This is a genomic window from Streptantibioticus cattleyicolor NRRL 8057 = DSM 46488 (assembly GCF_000240165.1).
GTDB classification, from domain to species: Bacteria; Actinomycetota; Actinomycetes; order Streptomycetales; family Streptomycetaceae; genus Streptantibioticus; species Streptantibioticus cattleyicolor.
On the sequence record NC_017586.1, the window covers coordinates 4,162,315 to 4,179,907 of the forward strand.

Consider the following 17,593-nt stretch of genomic DNA (forward strand, 5'->3'; position numbering starts at 1 on the left):
CCGTGCGCCGTCGTCCCGGGCCGCGGTGGTACGCCGCGGTGCTCCGCCGGGCCGGCGACGACCGGGGGCAGGCGCTGCCGGTGTACGTCACCGCCATCGGCGCGCTGCTCGTCCTGGCCTTCGCCTACGTCGCCGTCGGCCGGGCCGCCGTGGTCGCCGGCGGTGCCCGTACCGCGGCCGACGCCGCCGCCCTGGGCGCCGCCTCCGCCACCCGGGACCAACTGCGCGACGCCGTCGCGCGGATCGTGACGGGCGGCCACGGCGATCTCGGCGCCGTGCTGGACGGCCGGTGGCCCGGGCTCCCCGACCCGTGCGAGGCGGCCGGGGCGTTCGCCGGACGCAACGGCGCGCACCTGACCGCGTGCCAGGTGGACGGCGCCCGGTACACCGTCTCCGTCGAGACCGACGCGGACGTGGGGCACACCCTCGTCCCCGGCACCGAGGGCCACCGCGGACACGCCGGGGCCACCGCCGAACTCACGCCGCGCTGCGGTCTTTCGGCCACTTCGCCGGGGACGCCGGGGACGCCGGGGACGCTCCACTGCGACGGCGGCGACTTCCCGCTCGACCCGGCGCACCCGGGGACGCTGCCGTCGGCGGCCGACCTGTTCGCCGTACGACTGATCCGCTGACGACGACCGAGGGGCCGCAGATGAGGATGGGGAGGACCCGGCGGACCGGCCGCGCCGGGGAGCGCCGGGCGGCGACCGTGGCGGTGTCCGCGGCGTTCACCGTGCTCGCCGTGGTCGCCTTCGCGGCGGTGGGGTGCGGCGGCCCGGCCGGCGGTTCCCCGGCGCCCCCGGGCACCTCCGCCCCGGCTCCCGGGTCCTCCGGCGCCCGGGGCACGGCCGCCGGGGGCCGGCAGCCGCTCGCCACCATCAAGGGCACCGGCGGCGTGGTGGTCACCATCGACTCGGCCACCCGCGACCCCGGCGGCTTCGTCACCGTCACCGGCCAGGTGCGCAACACCGGCACCGAGCCGTTCACCGGCACCTCGGCGTGGCGCGGCGACGAGGAGGAACTCCAGAAGAACGGCGGCTCGCTGGCGGGTGCCACCCTCGTCGACACACTCGGCCGCAAGCGGTACTACGTGCTGCGGGACACCGAGGGGCGCTGCCTGTGCACCACCGGTCTGGACGTGATCCGGGCCGGGGCGAGCCTGCCGGTCTACGCGCAGTTCCCGGCGCCGCCGGCCACCACCACCCAGGTGGACTTCGACCTGCCGACGCTGCCGCCCGCCTCGATCGTGCTGGGCCGGTGAACCCCGTCGTGCGCCCCGCCGTCCCGCTGGCGGTGGCCGCCGCGCTGCTGTGCTGCTGCGCCGCCGCCCCGGCACCGCCGTCCCCGGCCGGGACGCCGCCCCCGCCGGTGCGGGTCGACCCGCGCGCCCCCGGGCTCCGGCTGACCCCGGGCGCCACCCTCGCCCCGCCCAAGGTGCTCGACGTCAAGACCGTGGTGGAGGACTCCAACGGCGACGAACGCCGCGCCGACACCAGCGTGGCCGTCACCTTCTCCCTCCAGACCGAGGTGGTCTTCGACAAGGACAGCGCGAGCCTGGGCCCGCGGGCGAGCGCCCGGATCCAGGCCGTCGCCGACGAGATCACCCGGCAGAACGCCAAGACCGTGCGGGTCTTCGGTTTCACCGACGACCTCGGCACCCACGAGCACGGCCTGGAGCTGTCCAAGCGCCGCGCCGAGGCGGTCTACGCGCTGCTCGCCCGCGACCTCGCCCCCGACCCGGGGCTGACGTTCGAGGTACGCGGGTACGCCGAGCAGTACCCGGTGGCCGACAACGCCACCGAGGACGGCCGCCGCAAGAACCGCCGGGTGGAGATCACCTTCCCCAAGAGCACCGGCTGACCCGGCCCCGTCCGGCACCCGTCCGCCACCCCGGGGCTCACCGTGGCTCCGGGGTGATCCGCACCACCGCGCCGGGGCGCAGCCCCCAGCCGGCCATCGCGCCCGCCGGGGCCTCCAGCACGTGCCGGGCGCGCAGCCGTGGCCGGCCCAGCCGCCCCGGCCGCATGGTGCGCACCGCCAGCACCCGCAGGCCCCGGTCCAGGTAGGCCACGTCGATGGCGAACCGCATCCGGAAGGTGTGCACCCCGGAGGCCGGGGTGAGCAGCAGCGCCCCGGCGAGCCCGTCCTGGCCCAGCAGCCCGCGGGTGCGGGCCCGGTAGGAGGCGGCGATCTCCAGCGGCACCACGGCCCGCTCGGCCGGCGCCCCGCCCCCGTCCCCGCTTCCGTGCGCCCCGCCGTCCGCCGGTCCGGTCACCCGCAGCGTTCCGCGTCCGTCCGACCACCGCCGTGCCATCGCCGTGCCTCCCCGTCGCCGTACCGGGCAGAGTACGGCCGGTCCCGGAGCGTGCACAGGGTGTGTGCGACGGGCCGTACGGTGGCCGGGCGACCACCGAGCGTCAACATTCGTCCATACTTTCACCCCTCTCCGTAGCGAGTCGGTGGTGTCGGAGGGGGCCGGTTCGGCGCGGAGCGCGCTACAGTGAAAGTCCCCCCCTCGGGCCGATCCGCATCCCACCCCGCGGATCGGCCCGTTTCTCTTCCCCCGCCCGCCCGGCCCCCCGGCGCCCGCCGTACCCCCGGGGTTCACCCGGCCGTCCCGGTGGCGCAACGCGGCGGGGTGACACTGGGCACCCCGGCGGCGCGGGGCGCGCGCGGGTAACGTGGGAGCGCGGACAGCGCGATAGCCATGCCGCGCCCTGATGGCCTGTGTGAGGGTGAGTGTGAACAGCTCGATCGGCACAACGAAGCGGTGGCGCGCGCTGGTCGGCGCCGGGGTCGTCCTGCTGCTCGGCCCGGCCGCGGCCGGCTGCGGGGTGGGCCACGGCGCACCGGACAGCTGGACGTACCTCAACGCCCACGGCATCGCCCTCGCCCACCCCAAGGGGTGGCGGGAGATGAGCGGCGCCCGGCTGCCGCACGGGATGCTCGGCGAGGCCGTCCTGGTCCAGCACGGCGACACCGTCGGCCGGGTCGAGGTGCTCACCGGCGCCGACAAGCGGCGGCCCAAGGGCGTGAAGGTCAAGAACAGCGCCGAGTTCAAGCTCGGCGGCAAGCCCGCGGCCCAGGTCTCCTACGTCTACCGGCCCAAGCCGGACGGCCCCCGGCTGCGGGTGATGGACGTCACCGCGCACACCGCGCACGGCACCCCGGTGCTCATCCGGATCAGCGGCATCCCCGGCGAGGTGACCCAGGACACCATGAACCGGATCGCCGACAGCATCCAGGTCGGCACCATCGGCAAGGGCAACATCCTCAAGACCTGAGAAAGCCGGGGCGCCGCGCCGGTAGCGTCGGCGCCGTGCATGGCGTCGGCGCGCACGTGTTCCCGGCGGCGGCGACCGGATGGGGGGCGCTCGCCGGCCTCGTCCTGCCCCGCGCCGTCCACCGCCTCTCCGTCCCGCCCGGCGAGCCCTGGCGCCCCGGGTTGCGCCCCGGCGCGCGCGGCTGGCTCGGCCCCGGCCCGGGGCGACGGGCGACGGCGGTCACCACGGCGCTGACGGCGGCCGGTTGCGGCGCGGTGGCCCAAGTGGCGGGCGTACGGCCGGAGTCGGCGGTCTGGCTGCTGCTGGTGCCGCTGGGCGTCCTGCTGGCCCGGGTCGATCTCGCCGTCCACCGGCTGCCGGACGTCCTCACCCTCCCGGCCGCGGCCGGCACCGCCGCGCTGCTCGGGGTGGCGGCGCTCCTCCCCGGCCACGCGGGCAGCTGGCCGCGCGCGCTGCTGGGCGGGGCGCTGCTCGGCGCCGGCTACCTGGTGCTGCTGGCGGTCAACCCGGGCGGAATGGGCTGGGGGGACGTGAAGTTGGCGCCCACCTGCGGGATGGCGCTGGCCTGGTACGGCTGGCCGGCCCTGGTGGGCGGGGTCTGCCTGGGGTTCGGACTCGGCGCGGTGGTGGCGCTCGGGCTGCTGCTGACCGGGCGGGCGGGCCGGCGGTCGGCCGTCAGCTTCGGGCCGTTCATGCTGCTGGGCACGTTGGGCGGGGTGCTGCTGGCGCGGTGACGCGCTCAGGCGCGCCGGGCGCGTTCGTACAGCGCCCGCGCCTCGGCGCCGAACACCGAGGAGTAGACCGCCGCCGGGCCGGGTCCGCGGCCGTCGGTCCAGCCGTCGGCGTCCACCCCGACCTGCACCCCGCCCCCGGTGGCCGTGTCCAGCCCGCGTATCCACGGGCCGCCGCTGGCGCCCTCGGTGAAGCCGCAGTGCGGCAGCGTCGCGCCGCGCCCGGCCGCCGGATCGGCCGCCGCCCGGTGCGCGCAGTACCGCAGCGTCTCCCCGTCGTACGGCGGCGCCGCCGGGAACCCCAGCGCCGTCACCGGTCCGTCGACCGCGCCGAAGGCGACCGGGAAGGCGCCCACCACGTCCTGCACATGGCGGCCGGTCACCGGATCGCGGGCCAGCGCGGCGAAGGCCACGTCGTGGTCGGCGTCCTCGCGGCGCCGCCAGGCCCGGTCGGTGAAGGCCCGGCGCAGCCGGTAGGTGCCGTAGGGGCGGGCGCCGTGGCGGTAACCGGGGACGAACTCCGCCCAGTCGGCGGCGCCGCCGTACTCCGACCGGTACAGGCAGTGCGCCGCGGTGCTGATCAGGTCCCGGCTGGCGGCGTCGACCACGGTGGCCGAACACGCCGCCGTCTGCCCGGCCGGCAGCCGCGGGAAGTGGACGAAGAGCCGCCCCACCGCGCGCACCGCCTCCGGCCGCCCCGGCCACTGGGCACCACTGGCCGGCGGCGGCGGCGCGGCCCGTACCGGAACGACCGCCACCGCCGCCGAGACCAGCGCGCCGACGAGGCCACGTATCACGGCCATACCGGCACCGTAGGGCGCGGCCCCGGGCGCCGCACGCCGCGCTCACCCGGACGGGGGCGCCACGGCCGGACCGGGCGGTACCGGGGCCGCCCCGGCGCCGCGCGCGGTACTCTCGCTGCCGCACCCCCGCGAGCGCCCCGCCGGCCTTCCCGAATCGTGGTCCGGGCGCCGCCCGCAGTATCGTGACGGCGGGGTGCCGTATTGCACGAGGGGCTGGAACAGCATGAAACTGCGCGACCTGGTCTATGGCCTGTACGCACGCCGGGTCGAGTCCCACCTGGACACCGAGCAGGTCCCCAAGCACATCGGGGTCATCCTCGACGGCAACCGCCGCTGGGCCCGGGCCGCCGGGGGCACCCCCGCCGAGGGCCACCGGGCCGGCGCCGACAAGATCGCCGAGATGCTGGGCTGGTGCGAGGAGACCGGGGTCGAGGTGGTCACCCTGTGGCTGCTGTCCACCGACAACCTCGGCCGGCCCGCCGAGGAGCTCGACCCGCTGCTGAGGATCATCGAGGGCGCGGTCAGCGGGCTGGCCTCGACCGGGCGTTGGCGGGTGCACCACGTGGGCACCCTGGACCTGCTGCCGGCCGGCACCCAGCGCGTGCTCAAGGAGGCCGAGGAGGCCACCGTCGACGTGGCCGGCCTGCTGGTCAACGTCGCCGTCGGCTACGGCGGCCGGCAGGAGATCGCCGACGCGGTCCGCTCCCTCCTGCTCGACCACGCCTCGCGCGGCACCTCGGTGGAGGACATCGCCGAGGTCCTCGACATCGACCACATCGCCGAACACCTCTACACCCGCGGCCAGCCCGACCCGGACCTGATCATCCGCACCTCCGGCGAGCAGCGGCTGTCCGGCTTCATGCTCTGGCAGAGCGCCCACTCCGAGTACTACTTCTGCGAGGTCTTCTGGCCCGCCTTCCGCAAGGTGGACTTCCTGCGGGCGCTGCGTGACTACGCCGCGCGCCACCGCCGTTACGGCGGCTGAGGGATCTTCGCCGCAGGGGCGGACGAAACCGGACGGGCGGACCGGGCGGCGCCTGGTCGTCGCATACGCAACCACCTTCGAGGGAATATCCCTTGCGAGGCCGGCACCCGTGCCATGGGCGTCGCCTCTACGGGCGGCACGGTGCCGCCCGACCGGGAGGCCCCTTGCACACGGACGTCCTGTCAACCGGCGACGCGTGCCGCGGCATGACGCAGGGCCGCGGTCGGCCCTCGGCCCCACTCCCGGCCCTCATCCGCGCGGCGCCCGTCACTTCCCGCGGCGCCGTCGCGCCCCGACCTCTTTCGAGGGGGTTCGTCCACCCGTGGTGACCAGCAAGAACCGCCGGGAGCACGACCGGCGCACCTATGTCCTCGACACCAGCGTGCTGCTGGCCGATCCGCAGGCCATCACCCGGTTCGACGAGCACGAAGTCGTGCTCCCCGTCGTGGTGGTGACGGAGCTTGAGGCCAAGCGCCACCACCCCGAGCTGGGTTACTTCGCCCGCCAGGCGCTCCGGCTGCTCGACGAGTACCGCATCCGGTACGGGCGGCTGGACGCGCCGGTGCCGATCGGCGAGATCGGCGGCACGCTCCGGGTCGAGCTCAACCACTCGGACCCCGCCATCCTGCCGCCGGGCATGCTCACCCAGGCCGGCGGCAGGCTCGGCGACAACGACTCCCGGATCCTGGCGGTGGCCCGCAACCTCCAGGCCGAGGGGTACGACGTCACCGTGGTCTCCAAGGACCTGCCGCTGCGCGTGAAGGCGTCGTCGGTGGGGCTGCTCGCCGAGGAGTACCGGGCCGAACTGGCCATCACCTCCGGCTGGACGGGCATGGCGGAGCTGGCGGTGGGCGCGGACGGGATCGACGCGCTCTTCGCCGAGGAGGTCGCCGACCTGCCCGACGCGGCCGGACTGCCGGTCCACACCGGCCTGGTGCTCTCCTCCGAGCGCGGCAAGGCGCTGGGCCGGGTCACCGCGGACGGCAGGGTGCGGCTGGTGCGCGGTGACCGGGAGGCGTTCGGGCTGCACGGCCGCAGCGCCGAGCAGCGGATCGCCCTGGACCTGCTGCTCGACCCGGAGGTGGGGATCGTCTCGCTCGGCGGCCGGGCGGGCACCGGCAAGTCGGCGCTGGCGCTGTGCGCGGGGCTGGAGGCGGTGCTGGAACGGCGTCAGCACCGCAAGGTGATGGTGTTCCGCCCGCTGTACGCGGTCGGCGGCCAGGAGTTGGGCTACCTGCCGGGCACCGAGGCCGAGAAGATGTCCCCGTGGGCGCAGGCGGTCTTCGACACGCTCTCCGCGGTGACCTCGTCGGACGTCATCGAGGAGGTGGTGGAGCGGGGCATGCTGGAGGTGCTGCCGCTCACCCACATCCGGGGCCGCTCGCTGCACGACGCGTTCGTCATCGTGGACGAGGCCCAATCACTCGAACGGAACGTCCTGTTGACGGTGCTCTCCCGGATCGGCGCCGGCTCCCGGGTGGTCCTCACCCACGACGTGGCCCAGCGTGACAACCTGCGGGTGGGCCGGTACGACGGGGTGGTGGCCGTGGTGGAGAAGCTCAAGGGACACCCGCTCTTCGCCCATGTGACGCTCACCCGTTCCGAGCGCTCACCGATCGCCGCGCTGGTGACCGAGATGCTGGAGGATGTCCAACTCTAGCCGGTTCAGGCGGGTTTGAGGCAAGAGGGCTGCTGCGCCGCGTGGGCGCAGCAGCCTAGCCATGTCGGCGGCGGGAGTGGGGCGCTTTCCGTGAATCGGCCGCCTCAAACGCCGTGTGACCTTTGACACGTGGCGGGGAATTGCGTCCGCGCGGCGCGGTCGGGCAGGGTGTGAGGCTGTCAGGCCCCGCTCACGGCACACCGGCACCCTCCGTGGTGTGCCACCCCAAGGCCCCACAGCCGCCGGGCTGTCCAGCCCGACAACTGAAGAGCGCCGCCGTGAGCCGCCCAGAACCACGCGGACCCCGAGCGTTCGGGGGTCTGTCCGGGCCAGTGCCTCCCGTGACCAGCCGGACCCCGGTCCGGACCAAGGGGAGGCCCGTGTCAGGGGCACGATTGCGTCCGCGCGGTCACCACGCGGGCGATGCTGGAAGGAAACCGTGTGAGCCGGATCTCCGTCCGGGGAATCGCCGTCGCGTCAGCCACCGCGGTGACCACCGTCGGTGCCGTCGTGGGCGTTGCCTCAGGCAGCGAGCCGACCGCCGTCGCCGCGCAGCCCGTCGCCGATGTGACGCCGCTGGACACCATCGACGCCGGCCAGCAGGCCAACGCGCAGGTCGCCTCGCTCACCGAGCAGGTGCAGTCGCAGCAGGCCGCCGCCGACGCCTCGGCCAAGCAGGCCGCCGCCGAAGCCGCCCGCAAGCAGGCCGCCGCCGACGCCGCCAAGAAGAAGGCGGACGCCGAGGCCGCGGCCAAGGCCAAGGCGGAGCACGAGAAGGAGCAGGCCGCCAGCCGCGACGAGCAGCGTTCGTCGCTCGGCTCGGTCAGCACCCTCAGCGCCGGTGACTACTCGGTGGCGGGCATCCAGGCGCTCGCCCGGCAGATCATCGGTGACGACACGCAGTACCAGTGCTTCTCCAACATCGTCTCGCGGGAGAGCGGCTGGGACTACAAGGCGGTCAACGCCTCCTCGGGCGCCTACGGTCTCGTCCAGGCGCTGCCCGGCTCCAAGATGGCCTCCGCGGGCGCCGACTGGCAGACCAACCCGGCCACCCAGATCAAGTGGGGCCTGAGCTACATGAACTCCAGCTACCACAGCCCCTGTGGCGCCTGGCAGTTCTGGCAGGCCAACAGCTGGTACTAGGCCCTGTCGTCAAAACCTCGCCTGCCCCGCGGGGTCTTTTGACGACAGAGCCTGGGCCGCCACAAGCACCTTCCGAGCCCGAAGCCCCCGCCGGTCGTATCCGGCGGGGGCTTCCGGCTTCCGGCTTTCAAGATCGGGCTCCACGTCCGGCGCCGTGCCCGGGTAACGTCGTCCTTCTTCACAGTCCACCACGATGGAGCAGCGCTCAGTCCAGCGCAGGGATGAGGAAGGCAATGCCGAACAAGGGGGTCCCCCCGCGGCGCTGGGGGAGCCAGTGGGGTGCCGGGCTGGCCGCGGGGCTCGGCAAGCTCAGCAGCCGTCTCGACGAGCACCGGGCGGAGGACGCCGCGGAGCCGCCGGCCCAGGCGCCGGCCGTCGAGGCGGCGCCCGAGGTCCACGTGCCGCCGCCGCCCGCGTACGCCCCCGCGGTCCGCGCCCCCCGCCAGCCGTCGGCCGCGGTGCCCTGGGGGGTGCGGGTCGCCGCCGAGGTGGCCTGGCGGTTCCTGGTGCTGGCCGGCGCCCTCTACCTGCTGATGCGGGCGATCAGCTCGGTGCAGCTGGTGGTGCTCTCGTTCGCCGCCTCACTGCTGATCACCGCGCTGCTCCAGCCGACGGTGGCCCGGCTCAAGCGGATGGGGATGCCCCGCGGGCCGGCCACCGCGGTGGCCTTCATCACCGGTTTCGTGGTGATGGGCCTGGTCGGCTGGTTCGTGGTGTGGCAGGTGATGGAGAACACCGACACGCTCTCCAACCGCGTCCAGGCCGGCATCGGCGAGCTGAAGTCGTGGCTGCTGCACTCGCCGCTGCACGTCACCGAGAACCAGATCAACCAGGTCACCAAGAACCTCCAGCACGCCATCGGCACCAACGCCGAGCAGATCACCTCCGCCGGGCTGGAGGGGGTGACCGTGGTGATCGACCTGTTCACCGGGATATTCCTGGCGATGTTCTGCACCCTGTTCCTGCTCTACGACGGCGCGGGGGTGTGGAAGTGGCTGCTCAAGCTCTTCCCGCGGGACGCCCGGGACGGCATCGCGGGCGCCGGTCCGCGTGCCTGGCGCACGCTCACCCTGTACGTGCGCGGCACGGTGATCGTGGCCTTCATCGACGCGGTCTGCATCGGCGTCGGCATCTTCTTCCTGGGCGTGCCGATGGCGGTGCCGCTGGCCGTGGTGATCTTCCTGGGGTCGTTCGTGCCGCTGGTGGGCGCGGTGGCCTCGGGCGCGCTGGCGATGATCGTGGCGCTGGTGAGCGAGGGTCCGTTCACCATGCTGATGGTGCTGGCGGTGGTGTTGGCGGTGCAGCAGATCGAGGGCCACATCCTCCAGCCGTTCATCCTGGGCCGGGCGGTGCGGGTGCATCCGCTGGCGGTGGTGCTCTCGGTGGCCTCCGGGTCGCTGATCGCCGGGATCGGCGGCGCGGTGGTGGCGGTGCCGCTGGTGGCGGTGACCAACACGGTGGTGGGCTATCTGCGCCAGCACAGCCGGGAGGTGGCGCTGCGCACCGCGCTCGCCGCGAGCACCGCCGAGCCCTCCGGATCCTCCGAGCCTCAGGCGCGGGACGAGCGGGACGAGCGGGACGCGCCGGGGCCGTCCTCGTCCGCCGTGGCCACCGCGGAGCCGGCGGCCGAGGAGGGCTGAGCCCCCGCCCGGGAGCGCCGGAGCTCCGGGAACGACGAAGCGGGGTACGGGACCGAAGTCCCGTACCCCGCTTCGGGGTTGGCGCCGTTCAGCGGGCGCCGGGCGGGCCCGCCGTCAGGCGAGCACCTCCTCGGCGTCCAGCGTGGTGCCGACGGCCTGCACGACCGCGGCGATCTTGAACGCCTCCTGGACGACCTCGCGCTCCACGCCGGCCTTGCGGAGCACCTGCTCGTGCGAGTCGAGGCACATCCCGCAGCCGTTGATCGCGGAGACCGCGAACGACCACAGCTCGAAGTCGGTCTTGTCCACGCCCGGGTTGCCGATGACGTTCATCCGCAGGCCCGCGCGGAGCGTGCCGTACTCCGGGTCCGACAGCAGGTGCCGGGTGCGGTAGAAGACGTTGTTCATCGCCATGACGGCCGCGGCGGCCTTGGCGGCGGTGTACGCCTCCGGCGACAGGTTGGCCTTGGCCTCCGGCTCCAGCTCGCGCAGCACACGCGGGCTGCGCGAGGCGATCGCGCAGGCCAGCACGGTGCCCCACAGCTGCTGCTGGGTGAGGGCCTCGTTGTTGCCGATGACCGAGCCGAGGTTGAGCTTGAGGTCCTTGGCGTAGTCCGGCAGCGCGGACTTCAGCTCATCGAGGGCCACGGTCACTCACCGGCCAGCAGCTTGACCGGGTCCAGGGTCTCGTCGCCCTTGCTCCAGTTGCACGGGCACAGCTCGTCGGTCTGGAGGGCGTCGAGGACCCGCAGGACCTCCTTGGGGTTACGGCCCACGGAACCGGCGGTCACCATGGTGAACTGGATCTCGTTGTTGGGGTCGACGACGAAGACCGCGCGCTGGGCGTAGCCGTCCGCGCCCTCGACGCCCAGCGCCCGCATCAGCTCGTGCTTGGGGTCGGCCAGCATCGGGAAGGGCAGGTCGGCCAGGTCCTTGTGGTCCCGGCGCCAGGCGTGGTGGACGAACTCCGAGTCGCCGGAGACGCCGATGATCTGCGCGTCGCGGTCGGCGAACTCGTCGTTCAGCTTGCCGAACGCCGCGATCTCGGTCGGGCAGACGAAGGTGAAGTCCTTCGGCCAGAAGAAGACCACCGACCAACCCTTGGCGAACTGCTCGGAGCTGTACTCCTTGATCTCCAGCTTGTCGGCGGACGGGCCTTCCACGCCCATGAGCTGGTAGGCGGGGAACTGGTCACCAACAGTGAGCACTGCGTGCCTCCGTGTTTCTTGCGGGTTGGACCCGTCCACCGTGCCACAGAGGCATTGATATAGAGAAATAGCCGCTCCGGGGTAATCTGATAAGAACTTCCGATCAACGCCCTGTGACCCCGCCCGGCCCGGAGCCGGAGCCGCCAAGGAGACGGTAACCCCATGCGCCAGCCCACCCTCGCGCAGCTGCGGGCCTTCGCCGCGGTCGCCGAGCACCTGCACTTCCGGGACGCCGCCGCGGCCACCGGCACCAGCCAGCCGGCGCTCTCCGGCGCGGTGGCCGCGCTGGAGGAGACGCTGGGGGTCCGGCTGCTGGAACGTACCACCCGGCGGGTGCTGCTCACCCCGGCCGGGGAACGGCTGGCCGGCCGGGCCCGTACCGTGCTGGCGGCGGTCGGGGCGCTGCTGGAGGAGGCCAAGGCGGTCCGCGCGCCGTTCACCGGACCGCTGCGGCTGGGCGTGATCCCCACCGTCGCCCCCTACCTGCTGCCCATCGTGCTGCGCCTGGTGCACGACCGCTACCCGGCGCTCGACCTCCAGGTGCACGAGGAGCAGACCGCCTCGCTGGTCGACGGCCTCACTGCCGGCCGGCTCGACCTGCTGCTGCTCGCGGTGCCGGTCGAGGCCCCGGGCGTCACCGAACTCCCGCTGTTCGACGAGGACTTCGTGCTGGTGATGCCGGAGGGCCACCGGCTGGCCGGACGCGGCGACATCCCGCGTGAGGAGCTGCGCGAGCTGGACCTGCTGCTGCTGGAGGAGGGCCACTGCCTGCGCGACCAGGCGCTGGACGTCTGCCGTGAGGCCGGCCGGGACGCCTCCCACCCGGTGACCACCAGCGCCGCCGGGCTGTCCACCCTGGTCCAGCTGGTGGCCGGCGGCCTCGGGGTCACCCTGCTGCCGCGGACCGCGGTACGGGTGGAGACCGCCCGCGGCGGCCACCTGGCCACCGGCTACTTCCGCGATCCGGCGCCGGCCCGCCGGATCGCGCTGGTGCGGCGGAGCACGGCGGCCCGGGCCGAGGAGTTCGAGGCCTTCGCCGCCGCGCTGCGCGAGGCGCTGCGCCCGCTGCCGGTGCGCATCGCCGGGTGACCTGCGCGGGTCACTCGGTGCGCAGCCCCTCCGGGCGCATCATCCGCCACAGCGGCGGCAGCGACAGCGCGGTCACCGCGGCCACCACCGCCGCGCCGGCCGCGGTGAGCTGCGCGACGACGGACCAGTCGTAGCCCACCGGCACCCGCACCAGCCGCAGCAGCAGCGCGCCCAGCCCCAGCCCGGCCGCCACCGCCAGCGCGAGCCCCAGCACCATCGGCACCGCCGCCTGCCACAGCACCGACAGCGCCAGCGTGCCGCGCCGGGTGCCGAACGCCACCAGCACCGCCAGCAACCGCCGGCGCTCCCGCAACTGTTCCACCAGCGACACCAGCAGACTGGCCCCGATCACCAGCAGCGTCGCGACCGCCCCGATCCGCATGGCGTGCTCGATACGGGCGTAGGTGCTGTCGGTACGGGTCGCGCTGAGCACCATCGTCGGGTCGGTGGGGTCCAGCCGGACGCCGGTGTTGCGGACCCGGTCCGCGGCGTCCGGGTCGTGCGGGTCGAGCCGCATCATGACCATCGCCCGCGGCTCGGCCAGGTCGCCCGGGCTGAGCGCGCCGGGGGTGGCGAAGAGGCCCTCGCGGGAGCCGTCGGCCGTCGTGACGGCGGTGACCTGGCGGGTGCCGGCCGGGATCCGCCACGGTCGCGGGGGCCCGGTGACGTGCTCGCCGGGGCCGACGGTGTTCAGGTCCAGGGTGCGCCCGGGGCGGGCCAGCGCGGTCAGGGCGGTCGCCGGGTCCTCCCCGGTGTGGTCGGTCCGCGGATCGGTGACCACGAAGACGTCGCCGTCCCGGCAGGCGCCGATCCGGGCGATCTGCCGCAGCGTGCCGCAGTCGGCCACGCCCACCGGCACCTGCGGCACCCCGTCGGCCGTGCGGCGCGCGCCGACCACGGCCGCCGCCGACTCGGTGGTGCCGACCAGCGAGGCGACGCCCGCCGTGGTGCGGAACGCGGTGATCACCTGGCGGGCCTGGACCCCGTCGCGTACCTGGACCGACGCCTGGATCCGGCCGCGCGCCGGGTCGTGGTCGGCCTCGGTGACGTAGCGGTTCTCCACCGCGTGGAAGAGCGTCTGCACGGCGATGGCACCGGCCACCGCCACGGTGATCCCGGCGACCGTGCGGGCCGCCGCGCCGCTGCTCAACTGGAGCCGCCGGGTCGCCAGTTGCCACGGCACCGGGCCGCCGCCGAGGCGCCGTACCACCGCCTCGACCAGCCAGGGCAGCAGCGTGGTGCCGCCGGCCAGGACGAGCACCGCGCCACCGGCGACGGCGTAGCGGTTGACGGACGAGGAGGAGCCCACCGCGGCCTGACCCGCCATCGGCAGCAGCACCAGCAGACCCGCCACCGGCAGCACCAGCCGCCACCACAGCCGCCGCCGCCTCGGCGTGGCCTGCCGCATCAGCCCCAGCGGCTCGATGGCCACCCCGCGCAGCGCCAGCAGCGTCACCCCCACCGACGCCGCCGGCACCCCCACCGCGACCAGCGCGGTCAGCCCCGGACCCGGCATGATGTCGGCCGGGAAGACGTTGAGGTCCAGCAGCGAGATGCCGGTGAGGAACTCCCGGACGACCAGGAAGAGTCCGGCGCCCAGCACCAGTCCGAGCAGTGCCCCGGACAGCGCCTCCCCGGCCGCCGTCCGCCGGGTCATCGCGGCGTCCGCGCCCACCAGCCGCAGCGCCGCCAGCCGCCGGTCGCGCCGCTCACCGCCGAACCGCACGGCGGTGGCGATGAAGACCCCCACCGGCAGCAGCAGCACCACCAGAACGATGACCACCAGCACCAGCAGCACCGGGTCCTGCCGCTGCTGCTGTTCCCGCTGGCCGAAGTGGTCGATCCGCCGCACACCGCCGAAGAACGGCCCGGTGTTGCGGTATCCGGCGTAGTAGGTGACATCGCGCGGCCCGGTCAGCCCCGCGTCACCGATGGTGCCGACCACCCGGTAGGGCAGCCGTTGGCGCAGCAGCGCGTTGCCGGGGTCGGCGAGCATCCGCCGCAGCTCGGGGGAGGCCACCATCTCGCCGGGCGCGGGGATCCGGTCCACCCCCGGCGGCAGCGGCGGCCGGGAGCCGTCCGGCCGCAGCAGCGTGCCGTGCACCGAGGTGTCGCGGAAGGTGGTGTTCGCCTGGATCACCGTCATGGTGGTGTCGGACGCCTTCACGTCCTCGCCCTGGGTGACCGGCGGGGAGACGGCGGCCTCGCGCTCGAAGCGGGCGGCGTACATGGCCGGCGCGGCGGCGGCGAAGAGCAGCACCATCACCCCGAGCGCCACGCCGATCCCGGTGAGCGCGGTGCGGGTCCACCCCTCCTTGCCGCCGCTGACGGCGAGCCGGGCGCCCAGCAGCAGGTCCCGGCTCCAGCGGGTCGACGCGCTCATGCGGCCGGCTCCAGATCCCGGCAGCGGCCGTCGCGCACCACGACCTCGCGGTCGGAGTACGCGGCGACCCGGGCCTCGTGGGTGACCAGGACGACGGCGGTGCCGTTCTCCCGGGCGGCGGCGGTCAGCAGTCCCATCACGCGTTCTCCGTTGAGCGAGTCGAGGGCGCCGGTGGGTTCGTCGGCGAAGAGCAGCCGGGGGCCGGTGACCAGCGCCCTGGCCACCGCGACCCGCTGGCCCTGGCCGCCGGAGACCTCGCCGGGGCGCTTGGCGGTCACCTGCTCGACCTCCAGCCGGGCCAGCCACTCGCGGGAGCGTTCCTCGGCGGCCCGGCGCCCGGTCCCGGCCAGCCGCAGCGGTAGCGCCACGTTCTCCAGGCAGGTCAACTCCGGGACGAGCTGGCCGAATTGGAAGACGAAGCCGAACTCCCCGCGGCGCAGCGCGCTGCGTTGGCCGTCGCTCATCGCGGACAGCTCCCGGTCGCGGTAGAAGACCTGGCCGGCGTCGGGGCGGACGATCCCGGCCAGGCAGTGCAACAGCGTGGACTTGCCGGAGCCGGAGGGGCCCATCACGGCGACCACCTCACCGGCGCGGAGGGAGAACTCCGCGTTCTCCAGCGCCCGGGTGGGGCCGTAGGACTTGGCCAGCGCGGTGGCGCGCAGCAGCGGTGCGGTCATCGTCGTATCTCCCTCGCGAGCTGGTCGAGCCGGGCGGCGGTCAGCTCCAGCCAGCGCAGATCGGCCTCCAGGTGGAACAGCGCGTGGTCGCAGACGAGCTGGTCGGCGAGGTCGCCGCCGGTCTTGCGGCGGGTCAGCTCGCGCATCAGCCGCAGATGCTCGGCGCGCTGGGTGTCGAGCACCTCGTGGGCGCCGCGTCCGGTGAGCAGCGCCAGCACCACTTTGTGGTACAGGGTGCTCTGCAGGTACGGTTCGGGCTTCTCCGGCTGGGCGAGCCAGCGGGCGATGTCGGTGATCCCGGCGTCGGTGATGGCGTACCGCTTGCGTTCCGGACCGCCGCCCGGCTCGATGCCGTCGACCTCCACGAGCCCGTGCTTCAGCAGCCGGGCCAGCGTGGAGTACACCTGCCCGTAGGCGAGCGGACGGTCGTGCCCGAAGCGCTGGTCGAAGGCGCGCTTGAGGTCGTACCCGTGGCGTGGGCCGGACTCCAGGAGCCCGAGGAAGGTGTGGCCGATGGACATACCGGCGACTCTACACCACGCGTATACACCGCGTGTATAGATCATCGGGGGCCACCCCGGACGGATGGCGCCGGGCGGCGTCACTCGTCCGGGTGGCTCTCCTTGGGGGGCCGGCCGGGGCGGCGGACGGGGCGGACGCCGCCGGGCATCCGGCCGCCCTCGGCGAGCGCACGCCGCAGCAGGAACTCGATCTGCGCGTTGGTGCTGCGCAGCTCGTCCGCCGCCCAGCGGGCGATGGCGTCGTGGACCGCCGGGTCCAGCCGCAGCAGCACCTTCTTTCGCTCGCCGCGGGGGGCGGGCCCGCGCGGCGGGTCGGGGTGCTCGTCGGTCACTGGTAGAGGGTGCCCGTGTTGAGGACCGGCTGGGCCGCGCGGTCGCCGCACAGCACCACCAGCAGGTTGCTGACCATGGCCGCCTTGCGCTCCTCGTCGAGGTCGACCAGGCCCTGCTCGGCGATCCGGTTCAGGGCGCTCTCGACCATGCCGACCGCGCCGTCCACGATGGTCTGCCGGGCGGCGACGATCGCCCCGGCCTGCTGGCGCTGGAGCATCGCCGAGGCGATCTCCGGGGCGTAGGCCAGGTGCGTGAAGCGGGACTCGATGATCCGCACCCCCGCCGACACCACCCGCGCCGCGATCTCCGCGGAGAGCTGCTCGGTGATCGCCTCGGCGTTCTCCCGCAGCGACAACTCGTCCGCGCCGTGCGCGTCGTAGGCGTAGTTGGTGGCGATGTGGCGGACCGCGGTGTCGGTCTGGATGGAGACGAAGTCCACGAAGCTGTCCACCTCGAAGACGGCCTGCGCGGTGTCCTCCACCTGCCAGACCACCACGCAGGCGATCTCGATCGGGTTGCCGTAGGCGTCGTTGACCTTGAGCACGTCGGTCTCGTGGTTGCGCAGCCGGGTGGAGATGCGGCGGCGCGAGGTGAACGGGTTCACCCAGCGCAGCCCGTCCTGCCGGATGGTGCCCTGGTAGCGCCCGAAGAGCTGGCAGACCCGGGCCTCGCCGGGGGCGACCTGGGTGAGCCCGGCCAGCGTGATCAGATCGGCGACGATCACCACCGCGCCGATGAGCACGAGCGCGACGGACGTGGCCGACGAGCCGGACGAGGACATCCCGGCGCCGACCGCGACCAGCGCGATGCCGCCCGCCAGCGCGACCAGGGCCAGCAGCAGGAAGGGGAGCCCCGGCATGCCCAGGGCGCGCCGCTCGGTGATCCGCGGCGCCGGCATCTCGGGCGTGCCGAGGGGGTCGGTGGCTATCGGGTCGGACATGGCTTCCCCGTCTCTCCGGCGCTCTCGACCGGACGCTCGTGGTGCGTGGAGACGCTGTCGTGCGTCTAGCAAAGTGTTAGCACATTTTTTGGTTGCGGGGCAGGGACGTGGGCCTTCTCACGTGCCGAAATTGTGCGACTTTTGCCAAATAAAGAGAGGTTCGGGTGCTAGCTTCAACGGTCGCGCTTCGGTAAGA

At 74.1% G+C, this 17,593-nt stretch carries 19 protein-coding genes; 10 read left to right on the top strand and 9 right to left on the bottom strand.

Annotation, left to right across the window (positions count from 1 at the left end; genetic code table 11):
• Positions 1–2: 2 nt before the first annotated feature.
• Genes SCATT_RS38635 through SCATT_RS18355 form a run of 3 tightly spaced genes read left to right on the top strand, consistent with a single transcriptional unit; the run spans position 3 to position 1,860 of the window.
• Positions 3–632 (top strand): hypothetical protein, encoded by a 630-nt coding sequence (locus tag SCATT_RS38635; protein WP_014144601.1) that lies wholly within the window; start codon positions 3–5, stop codon positions 630–632.
• Between the two features lie 20 nt (positions 633–652).
• Positions 653–1,261, top strand: coding sequence for a hypothetical protein (locus SCATT_RS18350; RefSeq protein WP_014628292.1), 609 nt, complete (start codon positions 653–655; stop codon positions 1,259–1,261).
• Entirely contained in the window at positions 1,258–1,860 is a 603-nt protein-coding gene (locus tag SCATT_RS18355; protein WP_014144603.1) for an OmpA family protein, read from the top strand. The genes SCATT_RS18350 and SCATT_RS18355 overlap by 4 nt, the downstream gene beginning before the upstream one ends.
• 37 nt (positions 1,861–1,897) lie before the next feature.
• Here SCATT_RS18355 and SCATT_RS18360 read toward each other — a convergent pair whose 3' ends face one another.
• Complete coding sequence (locus SCATT_RS18360) at positions 1,898–2,314, bottom strand: DUF192 domain-containing protein (protein ID WP_014144604.1); 417 nt, start codon at positions 2,312–2,314, stop codon at positions 1,898–1,900.
• Between the two features lie 427 nt (positions 2,315–2,741).
• Between SCATT_RS18360 and SCATT_RS18365 the strand changes: the two genes are divergently transcribed.
• Entirely contained in the window at positions 2,742–3,284 is a 543-nt protein-coding gene (locus SCATT_RS18365; RefSeq protein ID WP_014144605.1) for a hypothetical protein, read from the top strand.
• A gap of 35 nt (positions 3,285–3,319) precedes the next feature.
• Positions 3,320–4,018 (top strand): prepilin peptidase, encoded by a 699-nt coding sequence (locus SCATT_RS18370; RefSeq protein ID WP_014144606.1) that lies wholly within the window; start codon positions 3,320–3,322, stop codon positions 4,016–4,018.
• A gap of 5 nt (positions 4,019–4,023) precedes the next feature.
• On the opposite strand, the gene SCATT_RS18375 is transcribed toward SCATT_RS18370, so the two are convergent.
• Positions 4,024–4,818, bottom strand: a complete 795-nt coding sequence (locus tag SCATT_RS18375; protein ID WP_014144607.1) for a trypsin-like serine peptidase — start codon at positions 4,816–4,818, stop codon at positions 4,024–4,026.
• Between the two features lie 223 nt (positions 4,819–5,041).
• Here SCATT_RS18375 and SCATT_RS18380 point away from each other — a divergent pair, with 223 nt between their 5' ends.
• From SCATT_RS18380 to SCATT_RS18395, 4 genes are all read left to right on the top strand, one after another.
• The gene (locus SCATT_RS18380; protein ID WP_014144608.1) at positions 5,042–5,803 is read left to right on the top strand and encodes an isoprenyl transferase; all 762 of its coding nucleotides are present in this window, start codon (positions 5,042–5,044) and stop codon (positions 5,801–5,803) included.
• A 322-nt stretch (positions 5,804–6,125) separates the two neighbouring features.
• Positions 6,126–7,463: a PhoH family protein gene (locus SCATT_RS18385; RefSeq protein WP_014144609.1), complete on the top strand. Its 1,338-nt coding sequence runs from the start codon at positions 6,126–6,128 to the stop codon at positions 7,461–7,463.
• A 441-nt stretch (positions 7,464–7,904) separates the two neighbouring features.
• Positions 7,905–8,606, top strand: a complete 702-nt coding sequence (locus tag SCATT_RS18390) for an aggregation-promoting factor C-terminal-like domain-containing protein (RefSeq protein ID WP_014144610.1) — start codon at positions 7,905–7,907, stop codon at positions 8,604–8,606.
• Positions 8,607–8,839: 233 nt separating this feature from the next.
• The gene (locus SCATT_RS18395; RefSeq protein WP_014144612.1) at positions 8,840–10,246 is read left to right on the top strand and encodes an AI-2E family transporter; all 1,407 of its coding nucleotides are present in this window, start codon (positions 8,840–8,842) and stop codon (positions 10,244–10,246) included.
• Positions 10,247–10,360: 114 nt separating this feature from the next.
• Here the strand turns inward: SCATT_RS18395 and SCATT_RS18400 are convergent, their stop codons facing one another.
• Together SCATT_RS18400 and SCATT_RS18405 are read right to left on the bottom strand one after the other, a co-directional pair.
• Entirely contained in the window at positions 10,361–10,894 is a 534-nt protein-coding gene (locus tag SCATT_RS18400) for an alkyl hydroperoxide reductase (protein ID WP_014628294.1), read from the bottom strand.
• Between the two features lie 2 nt (positions 10,895–10,896).
• The gene (locus SCATT_RS18405; protein ID WP_014144614.1) at positions 10,897–11,454 is read right to left on the bottom strand and encodes a peroxiredoxin; all 558 of its coding nucleotides are present in this window, start codon (positions 11,452–11,454) and stop codon (positions 10,897–10,899) included.
• Between the two features lie 162 nt (positions 11,455–11,616).
• Between SCATT_RS18405 and SCATT_RS18410 the strand changes: the two genes are divergently transcribed.
• Positions 11,617–12,543 carry a LysR substrate-binding domain-containing protein gene (locus SCATT_RS18410; protein ID WP_014144615.1) on the top strand — a complete coding sequence of 309 codons (927 nt, stop codon included), beginning with the start codon at positions 11,617–11,619 and terminating at the stop codon, positions 12,541–12,543.
• 10 nt (positions 12,544–12,553) lie between these two features.
• Here the strand turns inward: SCATT_RS18410 and SCATT_RS18415 are convergent, their stop codons facing one another.
• The 5 genes from SCATT_RS18415 to SCATT_RS18435 all read right to left on the bottom strand — a co-directional run bounded on the left by SCATT_RS18415 (position 12,554) and on the right by SCATT_RS18435 (position 17,397).
• Entirely contained in the window at positions 12,554–14,926 is a 2,373-nt protein-coding gene (locus SCATT_RS18415) for an FtsX-like permease family protein (protein WP_014144616.1), read from the bottom strand.
• Complete coding sequence (locus SCATT_RS18420) at positions 14,923–15,603, bottom strand: ABC transporter ATP-binding protein (RefSeq protein ID WP_014144617.1); 681 nt, start codon at positions 15,601–15,603, stop codon at positions 14,923–14,925. The genes SCATT_RS18415 and SCATT_RS18420 overlap by 4 nt, the downstream gene beginning before the upstream one ends.
• Positions 15,600–16,124: a PadR family transcriptional regulator gene (locus tag SCATT_RS18425; protein ID WP_014144618.1), complete on the bottom strand. Its 525-nt coding sequence runs from the start codon at positions 16,122–16,124 to the stop codon at positions 15,600–15,602. The genes SCATT_RS18420 and SCATT_RS18425 overlap by 4 nt, the downstream gene beginning before the upstream one ends.
• 80 nt (positions 16,125–16,204) lie before the next feature.
• A complete protein-coding gene (locus SCATT_RS18430; RefSeq protein ID WP_014144619.1) occupies positions 16,205–16,456 on the bottom strand; it encodes a type II toxin-antitoxin system antitoxin in 252 nt (83 codons plus the stop codon).
• The gene (locus SCATT_RS18435; RefSeq protein ID WP_014144620.1) at positions 16,453–17,397 is read right to left on the bottom strand and encodes an SPFH domain-containing protein; all 945 of its coding nucleotides are present in this window, start codon (positions 17,395–17,397) and stop codon (positions 16,453–16,455) included. Before SCATT_RS18435 ends, SCATT_RS18430 begins: the two co-directional genes overlap by 4 nt.
• Between the last annotated feature and the right edge of the window lie 196 nt (positions 17,398–17,593).